This window comes from Bradyrhizobium sp. BR13661 (genome assembly GCF_029892425.1).
Lineage (GTDB): Bacteria > Pseudomonadota > Alphaproteobacteria > Rhizobiales > Xanthobacteraceae > Bradyrhizobium.
Genome location: NZ_JARXWB010000049.1, coordinates 17,873 through 44,082 on the forward strand (window position 1 = coordinate 17,873; position 26,210 = coordinate 44,082).

General features: G+C 65.1%; 22 protein-coding genes. 12 read left to right on the forward strand and 10 right to left on the reverse strand.

Annotated features, from left to right (window positions below; genetic code table 11):
* Positions 1 to 222 precede the first annotated feature (222 nt).
* From M2427_RS39930 to M2427_RS39950, 5 genes are all read left to right on the forward strand, one after another.
* Positions 223 to 2,376 carry an ATP-binding protein gene (locus tag M2427_RS39930; protein WP_280712212.1) on the forward strand — a complete coding sequence of 718 codons (2,154 nt, stop codon included), beginning with the start codon at positions 223 to 225 and terminating at the stop codon, positions 2,374 to 2,376.
* Between the two features lie 77 nt (positions 2,377 to 2,453).
* Positions 2,454 to 3,278: an FkbM family methyltransferase gene (locus M2427_RS39935; protein ID WP_280712213.1), complete on the forward strand. Its 825-nt coding sequence runs from the start codon at positions 2,454 to 2,456 to the stop codon at positions 3,276 to 3,278.
* Between the two features lie 21 nt (positions 3,279 to 3,299).
* Positions 3,300 to 3,686, forward strand: coding sequence for a VOC family protein (locus M2427_RS39940; RefSeq protein ID WP_280712214.1), 387 nt, complete (start codon positions 3,300 to 3,302; stop codon positions 3,684 to 3,686).
* A gap of 152 nt (positions 3,687 to 3,838) precedes the next feature.
* Complete coding sequence (locus M2427_RS39945) at positions 3,839 to 4,081, forward strand: hypothetical protein (protein ID WP_280712215.1); 243 nt, start codon at positions 3,839 to 3,841, stop codon at positions 4,079 to 4,081.
* Between the two features lie 170 nt (positions 4,082 to 4,251).
* Positions 4,252 to 6,519, forward strand: coding sequence for an OmpA family protein (locus tag M2427_RS39950; protein WP_280712216.1), 2,268 nt, complete (start codon positions 4,252 to 4,254; stop codon positions 6,517 to 6,519).
* Between the two features lie 91 nt (positions 6,520 to 6,610).
* Here M2427_RS39950 and M2427_RS39955 read toward each other — a convergent pair whose 3' ends face one another.
* The 7 genes from M2427_RS39955 to M2427_RS39985 form a co-directional block, all read right to left on the reverse strand.
* Positions 6,611 to 8,461: an FAD-binding oxidoreductase gene (locus M2427_RS39955; protein WP_280712217.1), complete on the reverse strand. Its 1,851-nt coding sequence runs from the start codon at positions 8,459 to 8,461 to the stop codon at positions 6,611 to 6,613.
* A gap of 438 nt (positions 8,462 to 8,899) precedes the next feature.
* Positions 8,900 to 10,237 carry an argininosuccinate synthase gene (gene argG, locus M2427_RS39960; RefSeq protein WP_280712218.1) on the reverse strand — a complete coding sequence of 446 codons (1,338 nt, stop codon included), beginning with the start codon at positions 10,235 to 10,237 and terminating at the stop codon, positions 8,900 to 8,902.
* A 93-nt stretch (positions 10,238 to 10,330) separates the two neighbouring features.
* Entirely contained in the window at positions 10,331 to 11,107 is a 777-nt protein-coding gene (locus M2427_RS39965) for a phosphatase PAP2 family protein (protein WP_280712219.1), read from the reverse strand.
* Between the two features lie 222 nt (positions 11,108 to 11,329).
* Entirely contained in the window at positions 11,330 to 11,824 is a 495-nt protein-coding gene (locus M2427_RS39970) for a hypothetical protein (RefSeq protein WP_280712220.1), read from the reverse strand.
* 166 nt (positions 11,825 to 11,990) lie between these two features.
* Positions 11,991 to 13,193: a 23S rRNA (adenine(2503)-C(2))-methyltransferase RlmN gene (gene rlmN, locus M2427_RS39975; RefSeq protein WP_280712221.1), complete on the reverse strand. Its 1,203-nt coding sequence runs from the start codon at positions 13,191 to 13,193 to the stop codon at positions 11,991 to 11,993.
* Positions 13,194 to 13,375: 182 nt separating this feature from the next.
* The gene (locus M2427_RS39980; protein WP_280712222.1) at positions 13,376 to 14,014 is read right to left on the reverse strand and encodes an invasion associated locus B family protein; all 639 of its coding nucleotides are present in this window, start codon (positions 14,012 to 14,014) and stop codon (positions 13,376 to 13,378) included.
* 114 nt (positions 14,015 to 14,128) lie between these two features.
* On the reverse strand, positions 14,129 to 14,968 hold the full coding sequence (locus M2427_RS39985) for an SDR family oxidoreductase (RefSeq protein WP_280712223.1): 840 nt from the start codon (positions 14,966 to 14,968) through the stop codon (positions 14,129 to 14,131).
* A 222-nt stretch (positions 14,969 to 15,190) separates the two neighbouring features.
* Between M2427_RS39985 and M2427_RS39990 the strand changes: the two genes are divergently transcribed.
* From M2427_RS39990 to M2427_RS40000, 3 genes are all read left to right on the forward strand, one after another.
* Positions 15,191 to 16,165 carry an NADPH:quinone oxidoreductase family protein gene (locus M2427_RS39990; protein WP_280712224.1) on the forward strand — a complete coding sequence of 325 codons (975 nt, stop codon included), beginning with the start codon at positions 15,191 to 15,193 and terminating at the stop codon, positions 16,163 to 16,165.
* Between the two features lie 299 nt (positions 16,166 to 16,464).
* A complete protein-coding gene (locus tag M2427_RS39995) occupies positions 16,465 to 17,298 on the forward strand; it encodes a hypothetical protein (RefSeq protein ID WP_280712225.1) in 834 nt (277 codons plus the stop codon).
* An 18-nt stretch (positions 17,299 to 17,316) separates the two neighbouring features.
* Entirely contained in the window at positions 17,317 to 18,471 is a 1,155-nt protein-coding gene (locus M2427_RS40000; RefSeq protein ID WP_280712226.1) for a TAXI family TRAP transporter solute-binding subunit, read from the forward strand.
* A 15-nt stretch (positions 18,472 to 18,486) separates the two neighbouring features.
* Here M2427_RS40000 and M2427_RS40005 read toward each other — a convergent pair whose 3' ends face one another.
* Positions 18,487 to 18,870 (reverse strand): YkvA family protein, encoded by a 384-nt coding sequence (locus M2427_RS40005; protein WP_280712233.1) that lies wholly within the window; start codon positions 18,868 to 18,870, stop codon positions 18,487 to 18,489.
* 89 nt (positions 18,871 to 18,959) lie between these two features.
* Positions 18,960 to 19,262 (reverse strand): 4a-hydroxytetrahydrobiopterin dehydratase, encoded by a 303-nt coding sequence (locus tag M2427_RS40010; protein ID WP_280712227.1) that lies wholly within the window; start codon positions 19,260 to 19,262, stop codon positions 18,960 to 18,962.
* Between the two features lie 153 nt (positions 19,263 to 19,415).
* On the opposite strand from M2427_RS40010, the gene M2427_RS40015 reads away from it, so the two are divergent.
* Positions 19,416 to 20,861, forward strand: a complete 1,446-nt coding sequence (locus M2427_RS40015) for a TAXI family TRAP transporter solute-binding subunit (RefSeq protein WP_280712228.1) — start codon at positions 19,416 to 19,418, stop codon at positions 20,859 to 20,861.
* 107 nt (positions 20,862 to 20,968) lie between these two features.
* Complete coding sequence (locus M2427_RS40020) at positions 20,969 to 22,516, forward strand: alkaline phosphatase D family protein (RefSeq protein ID WP_280712229.1); 1,548 nt, start codon at positions 20,969 to 20,971, stop codon at positions 22,514 to 22,516.
* Between the two features lie 13 nt (positions 22,517 to 22,529).
* On the opposite strand, the gene M2427_RS40025 is transcribed toward M2427_RS40020, so the two are convergent.
* Entirely contained in the window at positions 22,530 to 22,913 is a 384-nt protein-coding gene (locus M2427_RS40025) for a response regulator (RefSeq protein ID WP_280712230.1), read from the reverse strand.
* 186 nt (positions 22,914 to 23,099) lie between these two features.
* Here M2427_RS40025 and M2427_RS40030 point away from each other — a divergent pair, with 186 nt between their 5' ends.
* Positions 23,100 to 23,873, forward strand: a complete 774-nt coding sequence (locus tag M2427_RS40030) for a helix-turn-helix domain-containing protein (RefSeq protein ID WP_280712231.1) — start codon at positions 23,100 to 23,102, stop codon at positions 23,871 to 23,873.
* 293 nt (positions 23,874 to 24,166) lie between these two features.
* A complete protein-coding gene (gene typA, locus M2427_RS40035; protein WP_280712232.1) occupies positions 24,167 to 25,993 on the forward strand; it encodes a translational GTPase TypA in 1,827 nt (608 codons plus the stop codon).
* Positions 25,994 to 26,210 lie beyond the last annotated feature (217 nt).

The window sequence follows — 26,210 nt, forward strand, 5'->3', positions numbered from 1 at the left end:
ATGTCCTGCGACGGTTCCCGGCCGCTCCGGCCGGGGCGTCGTTCCCCTCGACAGCCCTGGTTCAACTCAAATTTGGTTCGACTCAAATTCGGGTTGACTCAAATTTGCCACGAACCGCGGCGCGGGCGAACCGGCAAAATACAACCGAAGGTTCACGCCACAAGCTGCTTCCTTCCCGGCGGGAAGTTCAAGTAAGCTCTCCGGTCTGGGACCGGAGCGACCGTGCAGGGCGCACAACGCAACTCGCTGAGACTCTTGCAGTGGATGATGGCGGCATCCCTGACGCTGCCGGTCGCGCTGTTCGTCTTCGCTTCCACGATCTCCTACAATTCGACGCTCGACGTCGCCGATCGCGAGATCGATCGCTCGCTCGAAATCGCGCATGAGCATGCGCTCAAGGTGTTCGAGACCATCGACCGGAGCCTCGCCGAGCTCAACGAGGTCGTGCGCGACCTTCCCGACGACGTCATCCGCTCGCGGGAGCCTGCGCTGCACCGGCGCCTGAAGCAGCTCGCCGATTCGTTGCCGCAGCTCAAATCGGCCTGGATCTTCGATGCCAACGGGAAATCGCTGGTCAACAGTCTCGCCTCACCACCGCCGGAGCAGGTTTTTGCCGACCGCGATTACTTCTACGCCCATGTCGACCAGACCATCGGCACCTATATCGGCGCCTCGCTGACGCCGCGTCCGCCCTACCAGGGCGCGCGCTTCTTCGGCGTCAGCCGCCGTCGCTGGTCCGACGACGGCAGTTTCACCGGCGTGATCCAGGCCTCCGTGCTGCCGGAATATTTCGAGAGCTTTTATGCCAGGATCGGCACCGACCCCGGCAGCTTCTTCGCGATGGGGCGCACCGACGGCGTGCTGCTGGCGCATTTCCCGCGGCTCAACCGCGAGTTCCAGCTCGATCCGAACGGCCCGGTCGGGCGGAGCATCTCGGTTCATCCCGACCATGGGTTCATGACCATCGCCTGGCCGTCTGATGGCATCGAGCGGCGCATCGGCTACCGGCGCGTCGCCGAATATCCGATCTATGTCAGCGCCGGCCTCGAGACCTCGGCGATCCGCGCGCGTTGGCTCGCCACCATGAGCCAGCACCTGGTGTTCGGCCTGCCCGCGACCGCGCTGCTGTTCATCCTGCTCGCCTTCGCCTTCCGGCGCACCCAGCATCTCCAGCTCGAAGCTGCCAAGCGGCGCGAGGCCGAGGAGGCGCTCAAGCACAGCCAGCGACTGGAGGCGCTGGGCCAGCTCACCGGCGGCGTCGCGCATGATTTCAACAACCTCCTGACCGTGATCCGAGCGTCGGTCGATCTGTTGAACCGGCCGCAACTGAGCGAGGAGCGGCGCAAGCGCTACACCAACGCAATTGCGGAGGCGGTCGCGCGCGCGGCCAAGCTGACGTCGCAACTGCTGGCCTTTGCCCGGCGCCAGACCTTGAAACCGGAAGTGTTCGATGTCGGCGAGCGCATGCAGTCGCTGCGCGACATGCTCGCCACGCTGCTCGGCCCGGCGATCGAGATCGTCATGCAATTGCCGGCAGAGCCTTGCCTCGTCAGCGCCGATGCCGGCCAGTTCGAGACGGCCTTGATCAACATGGCCACCAACGCGCGCGATGCCATGCAAGGCAGGGGCCGAATCGTCTTTACGGTGCACGCGGCGACGACCGTCCCCGACACGCTCGCGCATCTCTCGGGCAGCCCGATCTTGAAGAATCTTGGATTCGTCTGCGTCGCCGTCAGCGATACCGGCATCGGCATTCCCGCCGCGCAATTGGGCCGGATCTTCGAGCCGTTCTTCACCACCAAGCAGGTCGGCCAGGGCACGGGCCTCGGCCTGTCGCAGGTATTCGGCTTCGCCCGGCAATCCGGCGGCGAAGTAACGGTCATGAGCGAGGTTGGCCAGGGCAGCACCTTCTCGCTCTATCTGCCGCGCGTGCCGGCCGATCTGTTGCCGCGGAGCCCGGCGCCAACCACGGCGCCCGCAGTCGCCGGCAGCGGCATGTCGGTCCTGGTCGTCGAGGACAATATCGAACTCGGCAATTTCGCCGCCGACGGGCTGACCGAGCTCGGCTACAGCATCACGCTGGTCGACAATGCCACCGACGCGCTCGCCGAGCTTCTCGGCGATCCCGATCGCTTCGACGTGGTGTTCTCCGACGTCGTGATGCCCGGCATGACCGGACTCGATCTCGCACAGGCGATCCGCGACCGCGGCATCGGCGTCCCTGTTGTCCTGACCACCGGCTACAGCCAGGCCCTGTCGCAGGACGGTGTCGCCGGCTTCGAGCTCGTCCAAAAGCCCTATTCGATGGAGGAGCTGTCGCGGGTGCTGCATCACGCTGCGCGGCCACGGCGGGTGCGCAACGGCGCCGCGGAGTAAATTTCTCGCGCGGCGCAGCGTTGGAGTCCCCGGCAAAACCGGCTATGCATGCGCCGCCTGCAACGAGGACCGCCTGCTTGACGCCCGACAACGACCTTTCGACCGCGCCATTCGGTGCGTTTGCACCGAACACTGCGCAGGCCGCGATGATCCGCCTCGCGCAGGGATCGGGCCTTAAGCGCGGCGCATTCCGTCCGTGGATGTCGCGGTTGGTCAATCTGCTGCGCGGCGGCCCTGTTGACGTGCAATATCAGGGCGCCTCGTTCCGCTTCTATCATCAGGGCAGCGCCACCGAACGCGGCGCGCTGTTCAACCCCGACTACAACATCGACGAGCTCGATTTCCTGCGCAAGCACACGCAGGCCGGCGGCACGTTCGTCGACGTCGGCGCCAATGTCGGCACCTTCGCGCTGGTGATGGCGCGGCAGGTCGGCGCCAATGGCAAGGTGGTCGCGATCGAACCGCATCCCCTCACATTCGCGCGGCTGTCATTCAACCATGCCGCATCGAAGGCGACGCAGGTGCGCCTGGTGCAGGCTGCCGCCGGCGATGCCGACGGCGAGCTGATGATCGAAAGCGGCGGCGGCAATCTCGGCGCCACGCATGTCGTTACCGGCGCGGCTAGCGCGGAGGCCATCAAGGTGCCGTCGCTGCGGCTGACGCGGATCCTCGATGAAGCCGGTGTCACACAGGTCGATTCGCTCAAGATCGACGTCGAGGGCTTTGAGGACCGCGTGCTGATCGGCTTCTTTCGCGACGCGCCGCCATCGCTGTGGCCGCGCGCAGTCGTGATCGAGCATCTGTCACAAAACGAATGGCAGCAGGATTGTATCGCTGACATGGTCGCGCGCGGCTTCGCCGTCGCGCGCAAGACAAGAAGCAACACGTTCCTGTCGCGCTGACGGCCAACCACGGAGGATGCGATGATCGATCATTTGGGCCTCTCCGTCTCCGACTACGAGGCGGCGAAAGCGTTCTACAGCAAGGCACTGGCGCCGCTCGATTACAGCCTGATCATGGAAGTCACGGAAGCGCAGACCGGTCACGCCGCGGCAGCCGGATTCGGCGCCGGTGGCAAGCCGGATTTCTGGATCGACGGCAAAGGCGCGATGAACAAGCCGGTGCATGTCGCGATATCAGCAAAGAACCGCGCGACGGTCGATGCGTTCTACAAGGCTGCGATGGCCGCAGGTGGCCGCGACAACGGGCCGCCCGGCGTTCGCCCGCATTATCACGCGAATTATTACGGCGCGTTCGTGCTGGATCCTGATGGCCACAACATCGAGGCGGTCTGCCACACGCCGGAATAGTGCCGGTTGTTGTTTGAGCATGATCTCCGCGCAAACGCGTTCCGCGTTTGTCGGGAGGGAAAACCACTGCACACTTTTCCGGATCATGCTCTCGGAACATCGGCGCAAGATCATCGTTGTTGTTCTCCTGACAACTGGTCGCGGTGATGCCGATGCCGATCGAACCGCCGGAGATACCGCCATCGACACCGGGCACGCCGACCGAGCCGCCGCCCGGAATTCCGCCGGGCAATCCGCAGCCCGAGATTGCGCCGCCGGTGCGCGAGCCCGGCGAATCACCGCCGCCCGATGAATTGCCGGGGCGCGGGCCTGAGGAGATTCCATCGCGCGGACCGAGCGGTCCGGTCGCACCGAACCCCGCGACGGATGCCAATTCGTCGCAGGATCAGATGTGATGCGATTGCGACTCACGCCTGAATGCGCAATGAACGTTGTTCGCGTGACATGATTTGCATGCAGAAATAAATCGCGACGCAATGTCTTCACCCGCCACAATCCGGCCTAACGCGTAGCTGTTCATCACCCCACTTCACTCGTCAAAGAACCTTCCGGGGAATTTCTCGACATGACCAACCTTCGTTTCGTGCTGCTTGCCACGACGGCCCTGACCGCGATGCAATTCGCAAGCTCCGCATCGCACGCGCAAAGCGCGCCGCCGCTCGTGGTCGCGCAGGCCCAGCCAGAATTAGGCCCTGACGGAAAACCGAAGCAGCCTCCGAAGGAAGCGCCGAAGGCGCCGCCGGCGCCGCCCGCCGCGCGCCCGGCGGCGCCACCACCGCCACCACCGCCACCGCCGCCGCCGCCACCTGCTGCGCCCAAGGCACCGGCCGCACCGCCCCCTGTGGCTGCGCCGCCGCATCCGCCCGCCCCGCCTCCTCCGGCTGCTGCGCCGACACACCCGGCGCCGCCGCCTCCACCTCCGCCGCCGCCCGCGACCCATCAGGCACCTCCGCCGCCTCCACCGCCTGCCGCACCCAAGGCGCCGACGCCGCCTCCGGCCGCGGCCCCGCAGCAGCATGCGCCGACACCGCCTCCGCCACCCCCGCCGGCTCCGCAGCAGCATGCTCCGACAGCGCCCCTCCCGGCGCCCACGGCAACACCGACGCATCCGGCGCCCACCCCGACATCTCCGCCGGCCGCAGCCACACCGCCGTCCGCAGCCCCTGCGGTGCGGCCTGCGCCCACGACAACGCCGGCCCCGGCGGCAACGCCGATGCCGACGCCCGTTGCGCCGTCGCCCCGCCCGACGGCGTCTCCGTCTCCGTCTCCTGCCCCGACCGCAACGCCGGCGCCCGGCGCCACGCCTCCCGGACGTCCTGGCGCTCCGCCGGCTGCGGGAGCACCGGCGCCAACGCCGGCCCCGGCGGCAACGCCGACGCCGACGCCCGTTGCGCCGTCGCCCCGCCCGACGGCGTCTCCGTCTCCGTCTCCTGCCCCGACCGCAACGCCGGCGCCCGGCGCCACGCCTCCCGGACGTCCTGGCGCTCCGCCGGCTGCGGGAGCACCGGCGCCAACGCCGGCTCCGTCGGCAACGCCCGCGCCCGGTGGCGCGACAACGACACCTCCCGGACGTCAGGGTGGAACGCCGCCTGCAGGTGCGCCTGCTGCTGGAGCGCCGCCGGCCGGCGCGCCCGCTGCCGGAACGCCGCCCACCACACCACAGGCGGGTGCCGTGCCGCGTCCTCCGGCTCCTCCGCCCGGTGTCGCGGCGCCGACTGTCGTGCCCGCCACGCCGGCGGCAGCTCCGCCGGCCGACAAGGCTCAGTACGCGCCGCCGACCGTTGCGCCGGCCTTCCGCGCCGCGCCTACCACCACCACGCCGCTGCCGCCGCCGCCGCGCCCGCAGCAGCGTGACCTGACACCGCTTGCGTTCGGTGCAGGCGTGGTGGCCGGTGCCGTGATCGGTGCCACCATCGCCGACTACCGCAATCAGCGGCAGGAGATCGTCGAAGGCGGCCGCACCGTCTACACCGAGCCGGATCGCATCATCATCCGCGATCCGGGCGGGCAGGAATATGTCCGCGGCAACGATCTCTATCGCTTCCGCTACGGCGCCCGCGACATTCGCACCGAGACCATCGGCGGCGAGACCCGCACCGTCGTGATCCGTCCTGACGGCAGCGAGGTGATCACCGTGGTCGGCCCGGACGGGTCGCTGCTGCGTCGCATCCGCAGGGACCCCGGCGGGCGCGAGATCATCATCATCGACAACAGCTATCGCGATCCGCGCGCGGTCGGCGGCTTCTATGTCGACGTGCCGCCGCCGATCGTGAGCATCCCCTACGATCGCTACATCGTCGACGCCCAGGAGGCCACGCCTGACGTGATCTACGAGACGATGCGGGCCCCACCGGTGCAGCGGATCGAGCGGCGCTACTCGCTCGACGAGATCCGCTACTCACCGAATGTCCGCATGACGATGCCGAGCATCGACGTCAACACGATCAACTTCGAGACGGGATCGTGGACCATTCCGCCGGACCAGGCGGCGCGGCTGCAGACGATCGCCGACGGCCTCAACCGTGCGATCCAGGCCAACCCGCGTGAGGTGTTCCTGATCGAGGGCCACACCGACGCGGTCGGCAACGACGTCGACAATCTGTCGCTGTCGGATCGCCGCGCGCAGTCGGCGGCTGAATTGCTGACCCAGCAATTCGGCGTGCCCGCCGAGAACCTGACGTCGCAGGGCTACGGCAGGCAGTACCTGAAGGAGCAGACCGACGGCCCGAGCCGGATCAACCGGCGCGTCACCATCCGCCGCATCACGCCGCTGCTCAACGGTGGTACGGCCTCGCTGCCGCCGCCCCCGCCCGGTACCACGCCGCCGCGCTGAGGCGACATCCACCAATGCAAAATGGCCGGGAGCAATCCCGGCCATTTTTGTTTGCGGTCGCTTCGGACACCAGCCGCGTGCTCTCGCCGAATCAGCTCCGGGGCAGGCTTTCGTCGGGCAACGACCTGTCGCTTCGACGTCCGGCCCCGCGCCGCAGCAGCTGGATCGTGGCGATGCCTTTTTCCCGGGCCCGCAACACGGCGGCGGCGGCGCGCGCCCTGGCGTATGTCTCGTCGTCCGGTATCTCGCCGGCCTGGGGCGCGATGGCTGCATCACCCGGCGAAGCGGCAAGATGCTTCGGCGCCGTTTGGTGCGTGTAGCCCACAACAAAGGTGTTGGCGGTGAAAATGCCATTCGGGTCGACCGTCTGCTTCACCTTGCAACACTTCTCATAGTCGCTCTTGGAATAGTAGAACGGCCAGACCTTGCTCATGTCGAGGTCACCGTGGCTGGCCCAGAACCAGCGGTGATCGTCCGCAGAGAACTTGCCGTTCGGCCCGACGCCTTCGGAGATGTTGGCGTCCTGCCATTCCGCCGCGAGCTCCGAGGCGTTCTTCCTGCTCGTGTTGAAGAAGACGTCCATATTGTAGCCGATGGTGGTGTCGCGCCATGCGTAAGCCGTTTGCTTACGCTGGCCATTCTTCGTGACCGCTGAATTCGCGCCGCCAAAATTCTGGCACTGGACGAACACCATGAGTCCATCGCCGCTGCGTCCGACCATCTTGTCGATCCGGGTCGCGGCCCATTCGGACCAGTCGGGCGTGGCAACTTTGTCGGTAACCTGGCCATTCTTCAGGAACGGATAGTTGAATTCGCGCGTGCCATGGTAAGTCCAGAGCTCGGTGACGCTTTGCGAGATCGGTGTGATGACGCCGTCATCGCGCAGCGTGGTCGACAGATCGATGAGCTCCTGTTCGGCCCACTCCTTCAATCGCTCCCAGGCCGTCGAACCATGTTTCGCGCTGGCGAGGATCGTCTTGATCTTCTGGCACCACGAAGGGTCATAGGTGTCGGATCTGTTGTCGATGTTGGAGTACTGAAAATAGACCAGCAGGGCACTCAGGGGCGACGGCGCGTTCTTGCCCCCGAAATACGTGATCATGAAATCGTCGCGCGAAGCGACGCCCAGGAAGTTCTCAAGGAACTCGTCCTCCGCGGACGCGACCGTGAAGCAGAAATCATAGTCGCCCGGCGCGTTCTCCCACTCCCGGACCAGATCGAACAGTTGCACGAGGACGCCATGGTCGAGGCTCGGATCGTACGGAATGACGTATTTGTACGCGCGCGAATATTTGTGATCCGCATCCTTGCGCGGGCGGATCGTGACGTGGGTGACTATGCCGTAGTTGCCGGGGCCGCCGCCGAGCACTGCGAAGAAGAGATCCTTGTCCGCTTGCACGGCACTGTCGACGGCAACCGTCTTCTTGGTGCCGTCGGCCAGGAATATCTCGAACGACACGATTTGGTCGCTGAACAATCCGAAGGCGCGGGCCAGTTGGCCGTAGCCGCCGGTCTGGACATGACCGCCGACATGCACGTTGTAGCACTGGCCGGTCGGCATGAAGAGGCCGGCTTGCCGCAGCCTGGTGTTGAACTCCAGCAGCGAGTAGCTGATGCCGAGGCGCAGCAGGCCAGTCTGCGCGTCGTAATCCCAGTCGTTGTAGGCTCCGCTCAGATCGAGCTGGATGTTGTTGCTGGATGTCGACGAAGTTCCGGAATAGGCGTGGCCGCCCGTTCGCACCGCGATCCCGATGCCGTTGGCGGCGGCGTACTGTATCGCTCTCTTGACGTCGGTGTCCGCGTTGGGGTGCTGCGGGCAGATGATGGCCGCAGGTGACATGTTTGCAGCGGGGTTCGACGTCGTCGCGTACTGATAGACATACCACCAGTAGGACAGATCCCCCATGACATGAACGGGGCAGGAGAAAACAGGGAGCGCCATGGTGAACCCTCCTCGCTCGTCGACGCCGACGCATCTCACGCGGGAAGATCAGCCGTTGCCTTGGGCGATTTTGCGCGAGGACATTGCCAGTCTAATGACGCCAAGGTTGCATACTTTTATCACACACGCAAGACTGACGCGCGCGCCGACACTCCACAGCACGCCATGATGCGCTGCCGTCAGCGTCCCGGCTCCGCGCCGCCGCGCTGAGGCGACTACCCACAAATGCGAAATGGTCGGGAGGGATCCCGGCCATTCTTGTTTGATGTTCTTGTACCCCGGACGCAGCGCCATAGCGCGTCGAAGACGCGCGTAAACGCGCTTTAGGCGCTGCAGAGCCGGGGCCCAGAAGCCAAAGCGAAACTGCGGATGGATCCTGGGTCCCGGCTCGGCGCCGCAACGCTTGCGCGTTGCAGCTTGTCCGGGACACGAGACGTCTCAGTCCTTGTCGCTCTCGAGCCGGAAGATCTGCGAGCCTTCGCTGCCCGAGAGAAGTCCGGTCTTCGCATAGAGACCGAGCTTGGCGCGCGTGTCGGCGATGTCGAGATTGCGCATGGTGAGCTGGCCGATGCGGTGCTCCGGCGTGAACGGCGCGTCCTCGACCTTCTCCATGCTGAGTCTTTCAGGCGCATAGGTGAGGTTCGGGCTCTCGGTGTTGAGAATGGAATAGTCGTTGCCGCGGCGCAGCTCCAGCGTCACCTCGCCGGTGACGGCGCGCGCGACCCAGCGTTGCGCGGTCTCGCGCAGCATCAGGGCCTGCGAGTCGAACCAGCGCCCCTGATAGAGCAGACGTCCGAGGCGCATGCCGCTGATGCGGTACTGCTCGATGGTGTCCTCGTTGTGGATGCCGGTGACGAGGCGCTCATAGGCGATGTGCAACAGCGCCATGCCGGGGGCCTCGTAGATGCCGCGGCTCTTGGCCTCGATGATGCGGTTCTCGATCTGGTCGCTCATGCCGAGGCCATGGCGGCCACCGATGGCATTGGCCTCGAGGAACAGCGCGACGGGATCAGAGAAGGTCTTGCCATTGAGCGCGACCGGCTGGCCTTCCTCGAAACGCACGACGACCGTCTCGGCCTTCACGACGCAGTCGTCACGCCAGAACGGCACGCCCATGATCGGGTTGACGATCTTGATGCCGCTGTCGAGGCTTTCGAGATCCTTCGCCTCATGCGTGGCACCGAGCAGATTGCTGTCGGTCGAATACGCCTTCTCGGCGCTCATCTTGTAGGCGAAGCCTTGCGCGGTCATGAAGGCCGACATCTCGGCGCGGCCGCCGAGCTCGTCGATGAACTGCTGGTCGAGCCAGGGCTTGTAGATGCGCAAGGATGGATTGGTCAGCAGGCCGTAGCGATAGAAGCGCTCGATGTCGTTGCCCTTGAAGGTCGAGCCGTCGCCCCAGATGTTGACGCCGTCTTCCTTCATCGCCGCGACCAGCATCGTGCCGGTGACAGCGCGCCCGAGCGGCGTGGTGTTGAAATAGGTGATGCCGCCGGTCGAGATGTGGAAGGCGCCGGACTGAATCGCGGCAATGCCCTCGTGGACGAGCTGCATACGGCAATCGACCAGCACGGCCTTCTCGGCGCCGAACGCTTCCGCCTTGCGCGGGATCTCGTTGTAATCGGCCTCATCGGGCTGGCCGAGATTGGCGGTATAGGCGTAGCAGCGCGCGCCCTTCTGCTTCATCCAGAGCAGTGCCGCCGAGGTGTCGAGACCGCCCGAAAAAGCGATACCGACTTTCTCACCCTTGGGCAGGCTCTTCAGGATCGTGGTCATGGCGCTTCCAATCGGGTCTCAAGGGGCTGACAGATGGGATGGTTTGACCGCGCGAATATCAAATTTCGCAGGCCTCGGCACGCATTTAATGGCTCAGATCGACGGCGCCGGGCCCGTCTTGCGGCCGAACAGGCGCTTGCGGAGCCGGTAGGCCGGCATGTTCAGCCGGGTCAGGGCGGCATCGACTGCCTCGTCCGAGAACCGGGTCCGCGGCCAGCGGTAGACAAACGCGAAAGCGAACCAGATCACCACGAAGGTGACGAGGCCGGCGGTCGCAACATCCGTGAAGAAGTGCCCGCCAAAGGCCATGCGGAGGGCGCTGGTCGCGGCGCCGAACACCACCGCGCCGGCATAGGCGAGCGGCCGCCACTGCGGCGGCGCGAGCGCGGCCGGTGCCAGCGTCCAGAACGCGGTGGCGCCTTCGCCGGAGAAGAACGAGCAGTTGCGCGTACAATCGCCGCGCGGATCCCACCACGGCACGAATTGCTGGTCGCCGGCAAACTCGGTCACCACCACCGGCCGCGGCCGGCCCCAATAGGTCTTGAAGGTGAGGTTGGTGAGGATGCCGGCCGACAGGATGATCGTGACCAGCAGGAACACGATCGCGCGGCCCGACACCATCAAGGGACGATCGGGCCTGATCATCTTGACCACGAGCGCAACCAGCGACGGCAGCACGAAGGCCCAGGACACCCACATCGCAGCGTCGCGCGCAAAGCCGGCCCATTCGTTCAGCTTGATCGGAAAGGTTTTGGTCGCGGGATCGAAGAACAGCGCCGCGAGCTTGAGATCGAGCTCGGGATAGAGGCCGAAAACGACGCCGATCACGAGCCACAGCGCCAGGGCGATGAAGAGTCCGGTCCGGTTCATGGCGCGCGGTTTAGCGGAGTGGGACGGGGATGGAAACCCCATCGGAAGTACTCATCCTCCCCTGGAGGGGGAGGATCGATCGCGCGCAGCGCGAGCGAGGTGGGGTGATCTCTCAACACTGGGACTGTTCGACGCGGAGAGACCGTCACCCCACCCCGCTTCACATTTTCGCTACGCTCAATGTGAAGCGACCCTCCCCCTCCAGGGGAGGGTAAGAAAGTGTCACCGCGCATCCGGCCTTGAGTTCGACGGCAGCGGCGGAGGCGGCCGGCGCGGGGGTGACGGGATGCGCCAGGCGCCGGCGTTGCGGCCGGCGATCAGCCAGTAGACGGCGCCGGCGACGATGCCCGCACCGGTCATGATCTCCAGATGCCGACGCACGATGCCTTCAAACTGGAACGTGTCAGGGTGGAACGGGATCAGCCCGAGATAGCAGGCGAGGCCAACAAGGCCGCCACCGACGGCATAGGCCAGCGCGCTGCGGATGTAGAGCGCTTCCGTGATCGCAACGATCACCGCCGCCGGCACCAGCGCGAAACCCGAGACGAAGATGAAGCCGAAGCCGAGCAGGATGTCGATCGTGCCCTGGTCGACAGGACCCGCGCCGAGATCGGCGAACTCCGGAAACAGCAGTGCGACGACGACGATCATGCCGCCGACGAAACAGGCAGCGAGAAAGCCGAAGAAGATGACGATGAGGCGGCCGATCAGGGACATCTGGCAGCCCCTTTGAGTCCCACCGTCATTCCGGGGCGGTGCGTAGCACCGAACCCGGAATCTCGAGATTCCGGGTTCGCGCTTCGCGCGCCCCGGAATGACGAACTCAAAACATAAATGGCCGGGTCAAGCCCGGCCATGACGCGCGCGGAGACCGTGCGCATGATCAATCCGTCATCGCCATGGCGCGCAGCGCCTGTCGCTCGCGCGCGCTGAGCTTCTCCGTCTCCGACTTGAGCTGACCGCAGGCGGCGAGGATGTCGCGGCCACGCGGGGTGCGCACCGGCGAGGAATAGCCGGCGTTGAAAATATACTCGGAGAACTTTTCGATCTGGTCCCAATCCGAGCATTCGTAGGCCGTGCCGGGCCAGGGATTGAACGGGATCAGATTGATCTTGGCGTGAATGCCCTTGAGCAGCTTCACCAGCAATTTTGCATCGTCGAGCGAATCGTTGACGCCCTTGAGCATCACATATTCGAAGGTGATGCGGCGCGCGTTCGAGGCGCCGGGATAATCGCGGCAGGCCTGCAGCAGCTCCTTGATCGGATATTTGCGGTTGAGCGGCACCAGCTCGTTGCGCAGCTCGTCGCGCACGGCATGCAGCGAGATCGCCAGCATGACGCCGATCTCCTCGCCGGCGCGCACGATGTTTGGCACCACGCCCGAGGTCGACAGCGTGATGCGGCGGCGGGAGATGCCGATGCCTTCATTGTCGCCGACGATCAAGAGCGCATCGCGCACCGCGTCGAAATTGTAGAGCGGCTCGCCCATGCCCATCATCACGACATTGGTGACCCGGCGCGTGCCGTCCTCGCGATCGGCCCAATCATTGAGGCGGTCGCGCGCGACCATGATCTGGCCCACGATCTCGCCGGCAGTGAGGTTGCGCACCAGGCGTTGCGTGCCGGTGTGGCAGAAAGAACAGTTGAGCGTGCAGCCGACCTGCGAGGAGACGCAGAGAGTGCCGCGGTCGGTCTCGGGAATGTAGACGCACTCGACTTCATGGGCGCGCTCGACATTGTCGCCGCTCGGCAGACGCAGCAGCCATTTGCGGGTGCCGTCGTTGGAGATCTGCTCGGCCACGACTTCGGGCCGATCGACGGTGAAATGCTGCGCGAGCTCGGCGCGAATGCCCTTCGAGATCGAGGTCATGTCGTCGAAGCTCTGGGCGCCACGGAAATAGAGCCAGTGCCACAGTTGCTGCACGCGCATCTTGCGCTGCGCCGGCGCGACGCCGATCTCGCCGAGCCGATCGGCAAGCTCGGTGCGCGACAGGCCGATCAGCGATGGCTTCGCCGGCGGCACATAGGTTTCGAGTGGAGTTTTCTCCACCAGGATTGCGTCGCGCGGCTCGGTCGTCGGTTGCATTGATAGGCCTAATTGCTGTGGTCGTTCCGGGTCAGCTCGAAGAGCTGAACCCGGAACCTCGAGATTCCGGGTTCGATGCTCGCATCGCCCCGGAATGACGGAAGAAATCTGGAACCGGGCTTATATAGCAACCGGAACCGCCGATTGCGACCTTATCGACCGCAGCCTTAACGCCGGCAAGCTTATCGTCTGCAATCCTGGGCGATCTTGTCGAGCGCCTGGGCGAGGCCCTTCAGCGAGAAGGTGTCGGTCGTCTCCGTCCCCTTGGCCGAAACGCCCTTGACCACGAGGTCGGCGGATTTGCGCATGGCTTCGACCATCCGCTCCTCCTCGGCCGCGTTCTTGATCCAGAGGCCGTCGCCTTGCGTATACATCGCGAACGCAGCGCCGCCGACCTCGACCGAGGATTCCGAGCCCGGCTTCAGCGCGTAGCCGATCATGACCGAGACTTCGTTGTTCACCTTCTCGGCCGGCCGGGTCGAGACGAAAGCATAGGCGGGATCGCGCGGCCGGTTCGGCGGATTGGTCTTCGACGACGAGGGCTTGGCCAGCGCAAAGCAGACCTTCTTGCCGTTGGGTGTCGCCGAATAGGCGCCCCAGGTGCCGAACTGGCCAATCAACGTTGGCTCCGCGCCACCCGCAACTGCCGCGGCAGGAGCGACCGGCTTGCTCTCGGGCTTGGCCGCCGTCTTGGCGGCGGCCGCCGGGGCTGGCTTTGCAGCAGCCTTCGGCGCAGGTTGCGCCGACTGTGCCAGCGCGGAATCACTCAATCCCCACGCCGTCACGCCAATCATCAAAGCCAAAAAGAGCGCCCGCCACATGCTGGTGTGGTTCCCTCAATATTGTGACTGGAAGATGGCCCGGCGGCGATTTGTCCCCGCGCAGGGATAGCCGGGAAAGTTCAATTTGGGAAGGCAGTTAGCGGGGAAACACGGTCAGGCTTTGGACCTCGCGGCGCGCTGCTCGGCCCATTGCGTATCAGTCCAGCGGAGCAAATCCTCGGCGCCGGAACTGCGCAAATGCGCGCCGCCGTCGATCACCACCATCTCGCCATTGATGTACCCGGCGCGGTCCGAGACCAGGAAGCTGGCGAGGTCGGCAAGCTCGCTATGCTCGCCGACCCGTCCCATCGGATTGCGGGTGGTCCAGCCTTCGTCTCGGCCCTCGGGGCGGAGCTGTCCCGATGCGCCTGCAGTCGGGAACGGTCCCGGCGCGATCGCGACGGTGCGGATGCCCTTCGGGCCCCACTCGACCGCGAGGCTCTTGGTCATCGCCAGCACCGCGGATTTCGCCATCGCCGAGGGGACGGTGAAGGCGCGGCCGGTGATGGTCGAGGTCGACAGGATCGAGAGCACGACGCCATCGTGCTTGCCGTCGATCCAGCGCTTGCCGGCTGCGAGCGTGCAATACATCGCGCCATGCAGCGTCGGCGCCAGGATCGCATCGGCCGCGCGAAACGACAGATGCTCGCTCTGCGCGATGAAGGTCGCGGCCGCGTTGTTGACGAGGATGTCGAGCGGCGCCTCGCGCCAGATCGCATCCATCATCGCGTCGACGGCGGAGCCGTCGCGAACATCGCAGGCTGATGTCGTGACCTTGCCGCCGGTCTCCCTGCGCATCTCGCTCGCAGTTGCTTCGAGCCGGTCGAGCTTGCGGCCGCAGATCACGAGCTCGGCGCCGAGCGCGAGGAATCGGCGTCCCATCGCAGCACCGAGGCCCGAGCCGCCGCCGGTGACGAGGATGCGCTTTCCCTTGAGCAGACCTGTTTCAAACATCGTTTGAATCCTCGCTGTTTCCACGCACTCCGTCATCGCGAGCGCAGCGAAGCAATCCAGAATCCGTCCTGCGGAAATAGTCTGGATTGCTTCGCTTCGCTCGCAATGACGAGGATAGGCCGAACATAACGTCTAGCAAAGAATCTGGATTGTCCGGCCGCGGTAAATCCGGCAGAAACGGGCCAACCATAACTTCACCTCGAAACGCCCCAAGGTGCCGCCATGAAAGCCATCCTCTGCTCGCAATATTGCCAGCCCGACGATCTCGTGCTCGCCGATGTGCCGGATCCGGTGGCTGGTCCCGGCGAGGCCGTGATCGCGATCAAGGCGGCGGCGCTGAACTTCTTCGACATCCTGATGATTCAGGGCAAGTACCAGATCAAGCCGCCGTTCCCGTTCTCGCCCGCCGCCGAAGTTGCGGGCGTGATCGAGAGCATCGGTCCCGGCGTCACTGATCTCAAGGTCGGTGATCGCGTGGTCGCCTCCTGCGGCCACAATGGCGCGCGCGAGAAGATCGCGCTGCCGGCGGCAGGGATCGTGAAGATTCCTGATAACCTCGACTACGACCGCGCGGCCGGCATCATCATCATCTACGGCACCGCGCTGCACGCGCTGGAAGACCGCGCCAGCCCAAAGCCGGGCGAGACGCTCGCGGTGCTCGGCGCTGCCGGCGGCACCGGCCTTGCCGCCTGCGAGCTCGGCAAGCTGATGGGGCTGAAGGTGATCGCGTGCGCCTCGTCCGAGGAGAAGCTCGAATTCGCCAAGGCACACGGCGCCGAGCTGACGCTGAACTACGGCAAGGAAGATTTGAAAGAAGGCTTGAAAAAGCTCACCGGCGGCAAGGGTGTCGACATCATCTTCGATCCCGTGGGCGGTGCCTATGCGGAAGCGGCGCTGCGCTCGATCGCCTGGGAGGGCCGCTTCCTCGTCATCGGTTTCGCCGCCGGCGACATTCCCAAGATGCCGCTGAACCTCGCGCTGCTGAAGGGCTGCGATATCCGTGGCGTGTTCTGGGGCGCCTGGACCCGGCTCAACCCGGCCAAGAACCGCGCCAATCTCGAGAAGCTGGTGAAGTGGACGGCGGAAGGAAAGATCTCCTCGCATGTCGACCGCACCTTCCCGCTGGCGCAAACCGCCGACGCACTGAAGGTGCTCGCTGGACGCCAGGCCATGGGCAAGGTGATCCTGCATCCGTGAACGACTGAGGCGCGCCGATGGCGGCGGCGACTGCCGTTTCAAATCGTTTCAATGGCCGGGCTCGTCCCGGCCATTTTCGTTGTTCTCTCTTCAATCATTCGCGCTGAAATTGCGGTGCACTCCGCCGCCTCGCCCCAATCAAACCCAAATATCTCCCTGATCGCGCCAACGGCCGTCGTCTTTTGGGCTGATTCGAATTGCGATTTACGGGTTCCAGTTTGCGGGGCGCTTCTGGACAACAACAAGAAGACTGAAGCCGGGAAGGCCCTCGCGTTGCGTCAGTAATGGGGAGCATCACCATGGAGACGACGGCATCCCGTCCGTCCAGGGGGTCGAGGGCGCTCGACTCCAATCTCGTCACGCCACTTCCGTCGACCGCGTCCTACATTCGCGCGCGTGCCGAGCGCGCCGATCTTTCAAGGGACGATCCGATTCCTCTTTTCCTGTCCGACCCGCTCGGTGAGCCGGACCCGCGCGAATTTGCGCCGCAGGTGCTGCGCCCCAAAATCGTCCCGCGCGCTCTCGCCGTTCTGGCGATATCGGCGCTGGCAATCCTGGGCGCGCTGTATCAATCCGATCTGCGCGGCCTCGTCGCGGCCAGCGCGAGCGGCGCAGCGCCCGACCAGCCCGCGGCACCGGCCACTCCGCAAGTTGTGCGGCAGATCCCGCTCAAGGACTCCGCTCGCGTCACCAACACGACGCTGGCGAGCGCCGACCTGCAGAACCTGCCGGTCCCGTCGCCGCCCAGCCGTGAGGCGATCGCGACCGCCTATCAGAGTGCGTTGCAAGCCCAAACGCCTGTGCCCGTTGCCGTGATGCAGCCCGCCCCGCCTCCACCTTCGCCGGTCAAGACACTCGACGCCGAGACACTGACAGGGCTGATGACGCGCGCAAAGAACCTCCTCGGCGTTGGCGACATCGCCGCCGCGCGGCTGCTGCTCGAACGTGCCGCCAGCGCGGGCGATGCGACAGCCGCACTTCTGCTGGCGCGGACCTATGATCCAGCCGTGCTCGGCACCAGGGACACGCGCAGCGTCAATGCCGACGCGAGCGCGGCACGCGACTGGTACCAGAAGGCTGCAACTCTCGGATCGCCTGAGGCGCAGCAGCGCCTGGCTCAGCTATCGAACTAGAACTCTTCAGGGGACATCATGCGTTACGCTTTGAAAATGGCGCTTGTCGCCATCACGACGATCTGTGCCTTCGCGGCCCGCGCCGAGCAGACCGAATATGATCCGGCCAAGGTCTCCGACAGCCTGAAGGCCATCTTCCAGTTCGGCTCGAGCTCGACCAAGCAGGCGCTGAACGCCAACACCGTGACGCTGATCACCGGCACGATCGGCGGCACTTATGTTCAGTTCGGCGCCGACCTTGCCTCCGTCCTCGACGACGGCAACAAGATCCGCGTGCTGCCGATCGTCGGCCGCGGCTCGGTGCAGAGCGTCGCCGACATCCTGTTCCTGCAAGGCGTCGACCTCGGTGTCGTGCGCGCCGATACGCTCGACTACCTCGAACGCAAGGGTTTTGCCAAGGACATCAAGCGGCAGTTCACCTATGTGACCAAGCTCTACAATGAGGAGATGCAGGTGATCGCGCCGAAATCGGTGGCGACGCTGAAAGACCTCGAAGGCAAAACGGTCAGCGTCGACCTGCCGAACGGCGGCACCTTCGTCACGGCGCTGACCGTGTTCGAACGGCTCGGGATCAAGGCCAAATTCGTCTATGTCGAGCAGCGCATCGCGATGGAGAAGCTGAAGGCCGGCGAGATCGACGCCGTGATCGTCGTCGGCGGCAAGCCGTACAAGTCGGTCTCGAGTTTCAGCAATGATGGCCGCTTCCATCTCGCGAAGGTCGACTACGCAAAGCCGCTCCAGAACGACTATCTGCCGGCGACGCTGACCGCGAAGGACTATCCCAACCTGATCAAGGACGGCGAGAGCGTGGACACGATCGCGGTGCCTGCGGTGCTCGCGGCCTACAATTGGGCGCCCAACACCGAGCGCTATCGCAAGCTCGCGCTGTTCGTGGACGCCTTCTTCACGAAATTCCCGGCGCTTCAGAACCCGCCCTTCCATCCCAAATGGAAAGAGGTGTCGCTCGCGGCTCCGCTGGCGGGCTGGAGCCGATTGCCGGTGGCGCAGCAATGGCTCGACCGGCACGGCGTCGAGCCGGTGACGCAGCAGCGCTTCGAGGCATTCCTGAAACAGAGTCCCGCGGCAGCGAAAGTATCGGACGCGGACAGGGAAACGCTGTTCAAGCAATTCCAGGCGTGGGATGCGGAAAAGGCGCGGGCGGAGAAGAGATAGCGAATCTCTTCCGTCTTATTGCGCCGCTTCCGCCTCATCCACCCCGCGCTTCAGCGCGGCGCGGGCGGCGTCGCGATGATCCGACGTGATATGGCTGGCGACCATGCGAATGGCGGTGGCGAGCACCGCGGCATCATCGGTGAAGCCGAGCACCGGCATCACGTCCGGAATGAAGTCGAACGGCAGGATGAAATAGGCGATCGCGCCCAGCAGCGACGCCTGGACGTGGCGCGGCGTCTGGCGATCGAACGCGCAGTAATAGGCGGCGAGCAGATCCTCGGCGAACGGCAGGTGCGCAACGACGCGCTTCAGCTTGCGCCAGAAGCGGCGGCGCACGCTGTCACGATCTTCCGCGAGCCGATCGGCCGGCTCGAAGCCGACACTGTGTTCGGCAGCCATCTTTGCAAACTCCCGCTCAAGGCGGCGCGGCAGAAGGCCGCATCCGACGACGATCACAAGATGGGGATTTGGCGGTGGCCCGCAAGACGTCATCCCTGCGTCAGCTTGGCAATCGTGTTCATCACCGTGGCGAGCGCGATATCGAGCTTCGTCACGCCGCCGGCATCATGGGTCGACAGCACCACCTCGACCGTCTTGTAGACGTTGCGCCATTCCGGGTGGTGATCCATCTTCTCCGCGACCAGCGCCGCCCGGGTCATGAAGCCGAAGGCCTCGTTGAAATCCTTGAAGACAAAGGTTTTCCCGATGGCGTCGCGGCCCTGGAGCTCGGTCCAGCCCGGGAGGGTGCCCAGTGCCTGCTTGCGTGCATCCGCCGATAGAAGTTCAGCCATGATCGCCTCCGTTTTCAGGGGAACTTTACCCTAACACCGTGCTTACGGTGTGGGATCCAGACCGGATTTGGGCCGATCCGCTAACCATGACGGAGATGTAACCCCTCGGGGCAAGAAATTTGCTACAGTTGCGGGCGTAAATCGCCGGCCAAGATGAAACTGAGCCTGAAGCGACTGTTCGGGAGATCGATGACCGGGGAATCCAACCTGGCCGAGATGCCCTCTCCGCCTTCGCCGCGATCCGCGGCGCGGAAGACGGCACTCGTGTCCCTAGCGCTGGTGCTGGCCGTCGTCGGCGCCTTGGTGGGTGGCTATTATTTCGCAATGCGACCAGTGACGCTGAAGATCGCAGTCGGTCCCGCCAACAGCGACGACGTCAAGGTGGTGCAGACGCTGACGCAGGCCTTTGCGCAAAGCAAGGGCTCTGTGCGGCTGCGCCCGATCCAGACCGACGGCGCCACCGCCAGCGCCGATCTGCTCGCCGAAGGCAAGGCCGATCTCGCCATCGTTCGCGGCGATCTCGACGTCCCCAAAAACGCGCAAGCCGTCGCAACGCTGCGCAAGAACGTCGTGGTGATCTGGTCGGTGCCGGGCAAGGGCAAGAGGAAAGGCGCGAAGATCACTAAGATCGCGCAGCTCGCCGGCCATCGCGTCGGCGTGGTTGGCCGCACGCCGGCCAACGTCAATCTGCTCAAGGTGATCCTGCAGCAATACGGCGTCGATCCCGCCAAGGTCGACATCGTGCAATTCCCGGCGAGCGAAGTCGCCGAGGCGATCAAGGCCCAGAAGGCGGACGTCTATCTCGCGGCCGGCCCCGTCAGCAGCAAGATCACGGCGGATGCGATCGCCGCCACCGCTAAGGATGGGGGCACACCGACATTTCTCGCGATCGATTCGGCCGATGCGATTGCGCAGAACCATCCGGTCTATGAAGCCTCGGAAATTCCCGCCGGCACCTATGGCGGCTCGCCCGATCGTCCCGACGACGAGGTCAAGACCATCAGCTTCTCGCACCACATCGTGGCGCGGAAAGGCCTGTCCGAGACCACGGTTGCGGCCTTCACCCGGCAGCTCTTCGCCGTGCGCCAGCAATTGCTGACCGACTTCCCGCAGGCTGCGAAGATCGAGACGCCCGACACCGACAAGGATGCGGTCATCCCCGTCCATCCCGGCGCGGCCGCCTTCGTCGACGGCGAGGAAAAGACCTTCCTCGACAAATACAGCGATTACATCTGGTGGAGCCTGATGGCGCTCTCGGCCACGGGCTCGCTCGGCGCGTGGTTCGCGGGCTATCTGAAAAAGGACGAGCGCGACAACAACAGCCACTTACGCGAACGCCTGCTCGACATGCTGGCCGCAGCGCGCAAGAGCGAGACCGCCGACGAGCTCGACCAGATGCAGGCCGAGGCCGACGAGATCCTGCGCGACACGCTGCGCTGCTTCGATCATGGCGCCATCGAGGAAGGTGCGCTGGCCGCCTTCAATATCGCGCTCGATCAATTCCACGCCGCGGTCGCCGACCGCAAGGCGGTGCTGCTTAGCCTGCCGCAAAACCTGCAGCGCACCGGCGCGCAATTCCGGGCCGCCGGCAACGCATAAGCGCTTGTGCGCGTAATTGCCGCGTCACATTGTCTCAATATAGCGTCTGACTTCATCGTAGCGGTCGCCGCATGGCGACCGTCCCTCGCGCCAATCGAGGCTCCCCCATGAAGATCAAATTCTCCCGCCGTCGTTTCCTCACCACCGGCGCCGGTGCGCTCGGCGCGCTCGCGATGCCGCATCTGTCGCGCGCGGCCGACCGGCCGTCGGTCACCCATGGCGTGCAATCCGGCGACGTCACCGTCGACGGCGGCGTGGTGTGGGCGCGCACCGACCGGCCCGCGCAGATGCTGGTCGAGGTGGCGACGACGGATACCTTCAAGGATGCCCGCAAGCTGCCGCCGATCGCGGCGCTGCCGGAGAGCGATTTCACCGCGAAGATGCTGGTGGACAATCTGCCCGGCGGACAGGACATCTTCTATCGCGTCCGCTTCCGCGATCTCGCCCACACCGCGGTCGAAGGCGAGCCGGTGGTCGGCCGCTTCCGCACCGCGCCGGCCGACCGCCGCGACGTCAGCTTCGTCTGGGGTGGCGACGTCGCCGGCCAGGGCTGGGGCATCAATCCCGATGACGGCGGCATGGTCACCTTCGACGCCATGCGCAAGCACCGGCCGGATTTCCTGCTGCATTCCGGCGACACCATCTACGCCGACGGCGTGATCCCGTCCGAAGTGAAGCTTGCCGACGGCAAGATCTGGAAGAACGTCACCATCCCCGAGAAGGCCAAGGTCGCCGAGACGCTGGACGAGTACCGCGCCGCGCACAAATACAATTTCACCGACGACAACGTCCGCGCCTTCAACGCCGAGGTGCCGATCTTCGTGCAATGGGACGATCACGAGGTGACCAACAACTGGTCGCTGTCGAAGGACCTGCCCTCGACTTACAAGGTGCGTGACATCTCGCTGCTCGCGGCCCGCGCCGGCCGCGCCTTCCACGAGATGTATCCGATGCGCGAGAGCATCGTCGAGCCGGGCCGGGTCTATCGCAAGATCTCCTACGGCCCGCATCTCGACGTGTTCGTGCTTGACGAGCGCAGCTATCGCGGCCCGAACGGCGCCAACCTCGAGACCGAGTACGGCCCGGCCAGCTACTTCCTCGGGCCCGAGCAGATGGCCTGGCTGAAGCGTGGCCTGCTCAATTCGCGCGCGACCTGGAAGGTGATCGCCTCCGACATGCCGCTCAGCCTAATCGTCTATGATGATGCGACCAACAAGAAGGGCTCGGAGGCCTTCGCGCAAGGCGACGGCCCGGCGCGCGGCCGCGAGCTCGAGATCGCCGACATCCTGCGCTTCATCAAGATGGCGCCGATCAAGAACACGGTGTGGCTGACGGCCGACGTGCATTACGCCGCCGCGCATTACTACGATCCGAACAAGGCGCAATTCCAGGAATTCGAGCCGTTCTGGGAATTCGTCTCGGGTCCGCTGCACGCCGGCACGTTCGGTCCGAACGAGCTCGACAACACGTTCGGCCCCGAGGTGCGCTTCATCAAGGCGCCCGGCCTCGACAAGCAGAACCTGCCGCCGTCAGCAGGCATGCAGTTCTTCGGTCACGTCAAGATCGATGGTGCCTCGGGCCAGATGACGGTGACGCTGCGCGACCGCGCCGACGTCGCACTGTGGTCGACCACGCTCGATCCGAAATTCGCCTGACGCTGACACGCCGTCACGCGCCGCGGGTCTGCAACGCCGCCTCCAGCGCATCGCTGGAGCACGGCTTTTGCAGCCGCGGACGCGCGGCAAATTGCGCAGGGATACCGGTCTCCGCGCCATAGCCGGTGACGAAGACGAACGGAATCTCCAGTGCTGCGAGCCGCTCGGCGATCGCAAAGCTCTTTTCGCGGATCAGCTCGACATCGAGCAGCGCGAAGTCGGGCGCGCGCCTTGCGATCGCTTGCAGCGCCTGCGCCACCGACCCCACCGTGCGCACGCTTCCCACGCCAAAGCCGAGCAGACGATCCTCGAAGTCGATGGCGATGATCGGATCGTCCTCGACGATCAGCACATCGGCAGGCATGTCGGCTGTGCCGTCCGGGGTAACAGGTATCATGATCCTGGCTATCGAGGGCTGCATTTCTATACCGATCTGGACAGCCTCATGCCGATGCCTGCGCCCAGCGCATCCGAGGGTTCCCGGAACGAAACTCACCACAGAACAGTTTTGACGTCTGTCCACTTGTGCACACAGCCCGTGGACGGGACTGGCTAGTGTCGAGAGGAGGACAGGGAGTTTGCCATGGATGCGCGTACCAGCAAGACAAGCGAGATCGAAAGCCGCCCCGCCAACAATCTGCTGCGGCGTTTGAATGCAGCGGACTATGCGCTGATCGCGCCACATATTGCCGTCGACGACGTCAGCGCCAGTCATCTGCTCTACAATCCCGGCGACGATGTCCAGGTCGTGCACTTTCCCTGCGGGCCGTCGCTGGCGACGTTTCTCGTTCCGAATGAGGACGGCCGCGACGTCGAGACCATTCTGGTCGGCCGCGAGGGCGCGGTGGGCGGCATCGTCAGCGAGGGATTTCTGCCGGCCTATACCCGCATCTGCGTGAAATTCGGCGGCCCTTTTGCGCGCATTCACGTCGGCAAGCTGGACGCAGCCAAGGCGCGCTCGGTCTCGCTGCGCAACATCTTCGCCCGCTACGCCGACTGCATGCTGGCGCAGATTTTCCAGTCGACCGCCTGCAACGCCATCCACTCGATCGAGCAGCGCACGGCGAAATGGATCATCGCGGCGATGGAGCGCACCGGCGACGAAAGCAGCGTGCCGCTCACGCATGAGCAGCTCGCCACCTTGCTCGGTGTCGGGCGCAGCTATGCCAGCCGCGTGCTGCAATCGTTCAAGGCCGAAGGCGTGCTCGATACCCGCCGCGGCTCGATCCTGGTCCGTAATCATGACGGCCTGCGCTTGCGTGCCTGCCTCTGCAACGATGCCGTGAAAATGCACTTCGAGGAGGTGCTGCGCGGGGTCTATCCGACCGAGGAGCCGGGCCGCACTGTCCAGGGCTGATCGGGACGGCTGGCCCGGCGAACAAAGGACCGGTTTGGCCCGGGATACGCCTAAGCCCCGGGGATTCCCGGGCAAAATTCAATCAACCAACCCCGAAAGAACGCATTGTTTTTTGGCGTTTTTTCCCTATATTGCGGCGCAAACGCATAGGCTACCCGGTCGATATGGCCGGGTTTCCTTTTTGGGCGTAGCAGGCCCCGTTTTCCACGTTTCCAGCGTTGTCCGTGAAGAGGTCCCGGCTTGACCGGCGAGATCGCGCTTAACCCATTGTCCGACCGCAAAGAAGCTCACTCATGAATCTCCGCAACGTCGCCATCATCGCTCACGTCGACCACGGCAAGACGACCCTCGTCGACAAGCTCCTCCAGCAGTCCGGTACGTTCCGCGAGAACCAGAAGGTGACTGATCGCGCGATGGACTCCAACGATCTGGAGCGCGAGCGCGGCATTACCATTCTGGCCAAGGCGGCCTCGGTGCAGTGGAAGGACACCCGCATCAACATCGTCGACACGCCCGGCCACGCCGATTTCGGCGGTGAGGTCGAGCGCATCCTGAACATGGTGGACGGCGCGCTGGTGCTGGTCGATGCCGCCGAAGGCCCGCTGCCGCAGACCAAGTTCGTGGTCTCCAAGGCGCTCAAGGTCGGCCTCAAGCCGATCGTCGTCATCAACAAGGTCGACCGCCCCGACGCGCGCCCGACCGAAGTCATCAACGAGGTGTTCGACCTGTTCGCGGCGCTCGACGCCAGCGAAGAGCAGCTCGACTTCCCGATCCTCTACGGGTCGGCCAAGCAGGGCTGGATGGCCGAGAGCCCCGAGGGTCCGCAGGACAAGGGCATGGAGCCGCTGTTCGACCTGGTCCTGCGCCACGTCGCGCCGCCGAAGGTCGAGGAAGGCCCGTTCCGCATGATCGGCACCATCCTCGAGGCCAACCCCTATCTCGGCCGCATCATCACCGGCCGCATCTCGTCCGGCGTGCTCAAGCCGAACCAGCAGGTCAAGGTGCTGCATGCCGACGGCAAGCTGGTTGAAACCGGGCGCATCACCAAGATCCTGGCGTTCCGTGGTCTCGAGCGCACGCCGCTCGAGGAAGCCGAAGCCGGCGACATCGTCGCCATCGCGGGCCTGACCAAGGGCACCGTCGCCGACACCTTCTGCGATCCGACCGTCGAGGTGCCGCTGCCGGCCCAGCCGATCGATCCGCCGACCGTGTCGATGTCGTTCATCGTCAACAACTCGCCGCTCGCCGGCACCGAAGGCGACAAGGTGACGAGCCGCATGATCCGCGACCGTCTGCTGCGCGAAGCCGAGGGCAACGTCGCTCTGCGCGTCGTCGAAGCGTCGGACAAGGATGCGATGGAAGTGTCCGGCCGCGGCGAATTGCAGCTCGCAATCCTGATCGAGACCATGCGCCGCGAGGGCTTTGAGCTCTCGGTGTCGCGTCCGCGCGTCGTGTTCCAGAAGGACGAAGCCACCGGCGGCGCCATGGAGCCGATCGAGGAGGTCGTGATCGACGTCGACGAGGAGCATTCCGGCGTCGTCGTGCAGAAGATGAGCGAGCGCAAGTCCGAGCTGGTCGAGATGAAGCCGTCGGGCGGCAACCGCCTGCGCCTGGTGTTCTACGCGCCGACCCGTGGCCTGATCGGCTATCAGGGCGAACTGCTCACCGACACCCGCGGCACCGCGATCATGAACCGCCTGTTCCACGGCTATGCCCCGTACAAGGGCGAGATCCAGGGCCGCCGCAACGGCGTGCTGATCTCCAACGACCAGGGCGAGGCGGTGGCCTACGCCATGTTCAAGCTGGAAGACCGCGGCCCGATGATGATCGAGCCCGGCTGGAAGGTCTACAAGGGCATGATCGTCGGCGAGCACACCCGCGACAACGATCTCGAGATCAACGTGCTCAAGGGCAAGCAGCTCACCAACATCCGCACCACCTCGAAGGACGAAGCGGTGCGCCTGACCCCGCCGATCCGCATGACGCTGGAAAAGGCGCTCGCCTATATCGAGGATGACGAGCTCGTCGAGGTCACCCCGAAGTCGATCCGCCTGCGCAAGAAGCATCTCGATCCGAACGAGCGCAAGCGTGCGGAAAAGGCCAAGGAAGCGGTGGCGTAAGGCCGCCGTCTCGTGCCCCGGACGCAGCGCAGCACCAAAAGCGCGGTCACGCGCGTCTTCGACGCGCTATGGTGATGCGCTGCTGAGCCGGGGCCCAGACGTTCTCACCTTCCGCACATCACCCTGGGTCCCTGTGTGTGGAAAGTCTGTCATGATGGCGGTGGGCGGGAAGCCGTTGGGTCCTTGGCGCTTGACGCCGTGATCCGGCCCGGTCTCC

Bases quoted from the DNA above. Each gene is read 5' to 3' on its own strand.
- M2427_RS39940 (WP_280712214.1), top strand. From the start codon at position 3,300: ATGATCGATCATTTGGGCCTCTCCGTCTCCGACTACGAGGCGGCGAAA.
- M2427_RS39945 (WP_280712215.1), top strand. From the start codon at position 3,839: ATGCCGATCGAACCGCCGGAGATACCGCCATCGACACCGGGCACGCCG.
- M2427_RS39950 (WP_280712216.1), top strand. From the start codon at position 4,252: ATGACCAACCTTCGTTTCGTGCTGCTTGCCACGACGGCCCTGACCGCG.
- M2427_RS39955 (WP_280712217.1), bottom strand. From the start codon at position 8,461: ATGGCGCTCCCTGTTTTCTCCTGCCCCGTTCATGTCATGGGGGATCTG.
- argG (WP_280712218.1), bottom strand. From the start codon at position 10,237: ATGACCACGATCCTGAAGAGCCTGCCCAAGGGTGAGAAAGTCGGTATC.
- M2427_RS39965 (WP_280712219.1), bottom strand. From the start codon at position 11,107: ATGAACCGGACCGGACTCTTCATCGCCCTGGCGCTGTGGCTCGTGATC.
- M2427_RS39970 (WP_280712220.1), bottom strand. From the start codon at position 11,824: ATGTCCCTGATCGGCCGCCTCATCGTCATCTTCTTCGGCTTTCTCGCT.
- rlmN (WP_280712221.1), bottom strand. From the start codon at position 13,193: ATGCAACCGACGACCGAGCCGCGCGACGCAATCCTGGTGGAGAAAACT.
- M2427_RS39980 (WP_280712222.1), bottom strand. From the start codon at position 14,014: ATGTGGCGGGCGCTCTTTTTGGCTTTGATGATTGGCGTGACGGCGTGG.
- M2427_RS39985 (WP_280712223.1), bottom strand. From the start codon at position 14,968: ATGTTTGAAACAGGTCTGCTCAAGGGAAAGCGCATCCTCGTCACCGGC.
- M2427_RS39990 (WP_280712224.1), top strand. From the start codon at position 15,191: ATGAAAGCCATCCTCTGCTCGCAATATTGCCAGCCCGACGATCTCGTG.
- M2427_RS39995 (WP_280712225.1), top strand. From the start codon at position 16,465: ATGGAGACGACGGCATCCCGTCCGTCCAGGGGGTCGAGGGCGCTCGAC.
- M2427_RS40000 (WP_280712226.1), top strand. From the start codon at position 17,317: ATGCGTTACGCTTTGAAAATGGCGCTTGTCGCCATCACGACGATCTGT.
- M2427_RS40005 (WP_280712233.1), bottom strand. From the start codon at position 18,870: ATGGCTGCCGAACACAGTGTCGGCTTCGAGCCGGCCGATCGGCTCGCG.
- M2427_RS40010 (WP_280712227.1), bottom strand. From the start codon at position 19,262: ATGGCTGAACTTCTATCGGCGGATGCACGCAAGCAGGCACTGGGCACC.
- M2427_RS40015 (WP_280712228.1), top strand. From the start codon at position 19,416: ATGAAACTGAGCCTGAAGCGACTGTTCGGGAGATCGATGACCGGGGAA.
- M2427_RS40020 (WP_280712229.1), top strand. From the start codon at position 20,969: ATGAAGATCAAATTCTCCCGCCGTCGTTTCCTCACCACCGGCGCCGGT.
- M2427_RS40025 (WP_280712230.1), bottom strand. From the start codon at position 22,913: ATGATACCTGTTACCCCGGACGGCACAGCCGACATGCCTGCCGATGTG.
- M2427_RS40030 (WP_280712231.1), top strand. From the start codon at position 23,100: ATGGATGCGCGTACCAGCAAGACAAGCGAGATCGAAAGCCGCCCCGCC.
- typA (WP_280712232.1), top strand. From the start codon at position 24,167: ATGAATCTCCGCAACGTCGCCATCATCGCTCACGTCGACCACGGCAAG.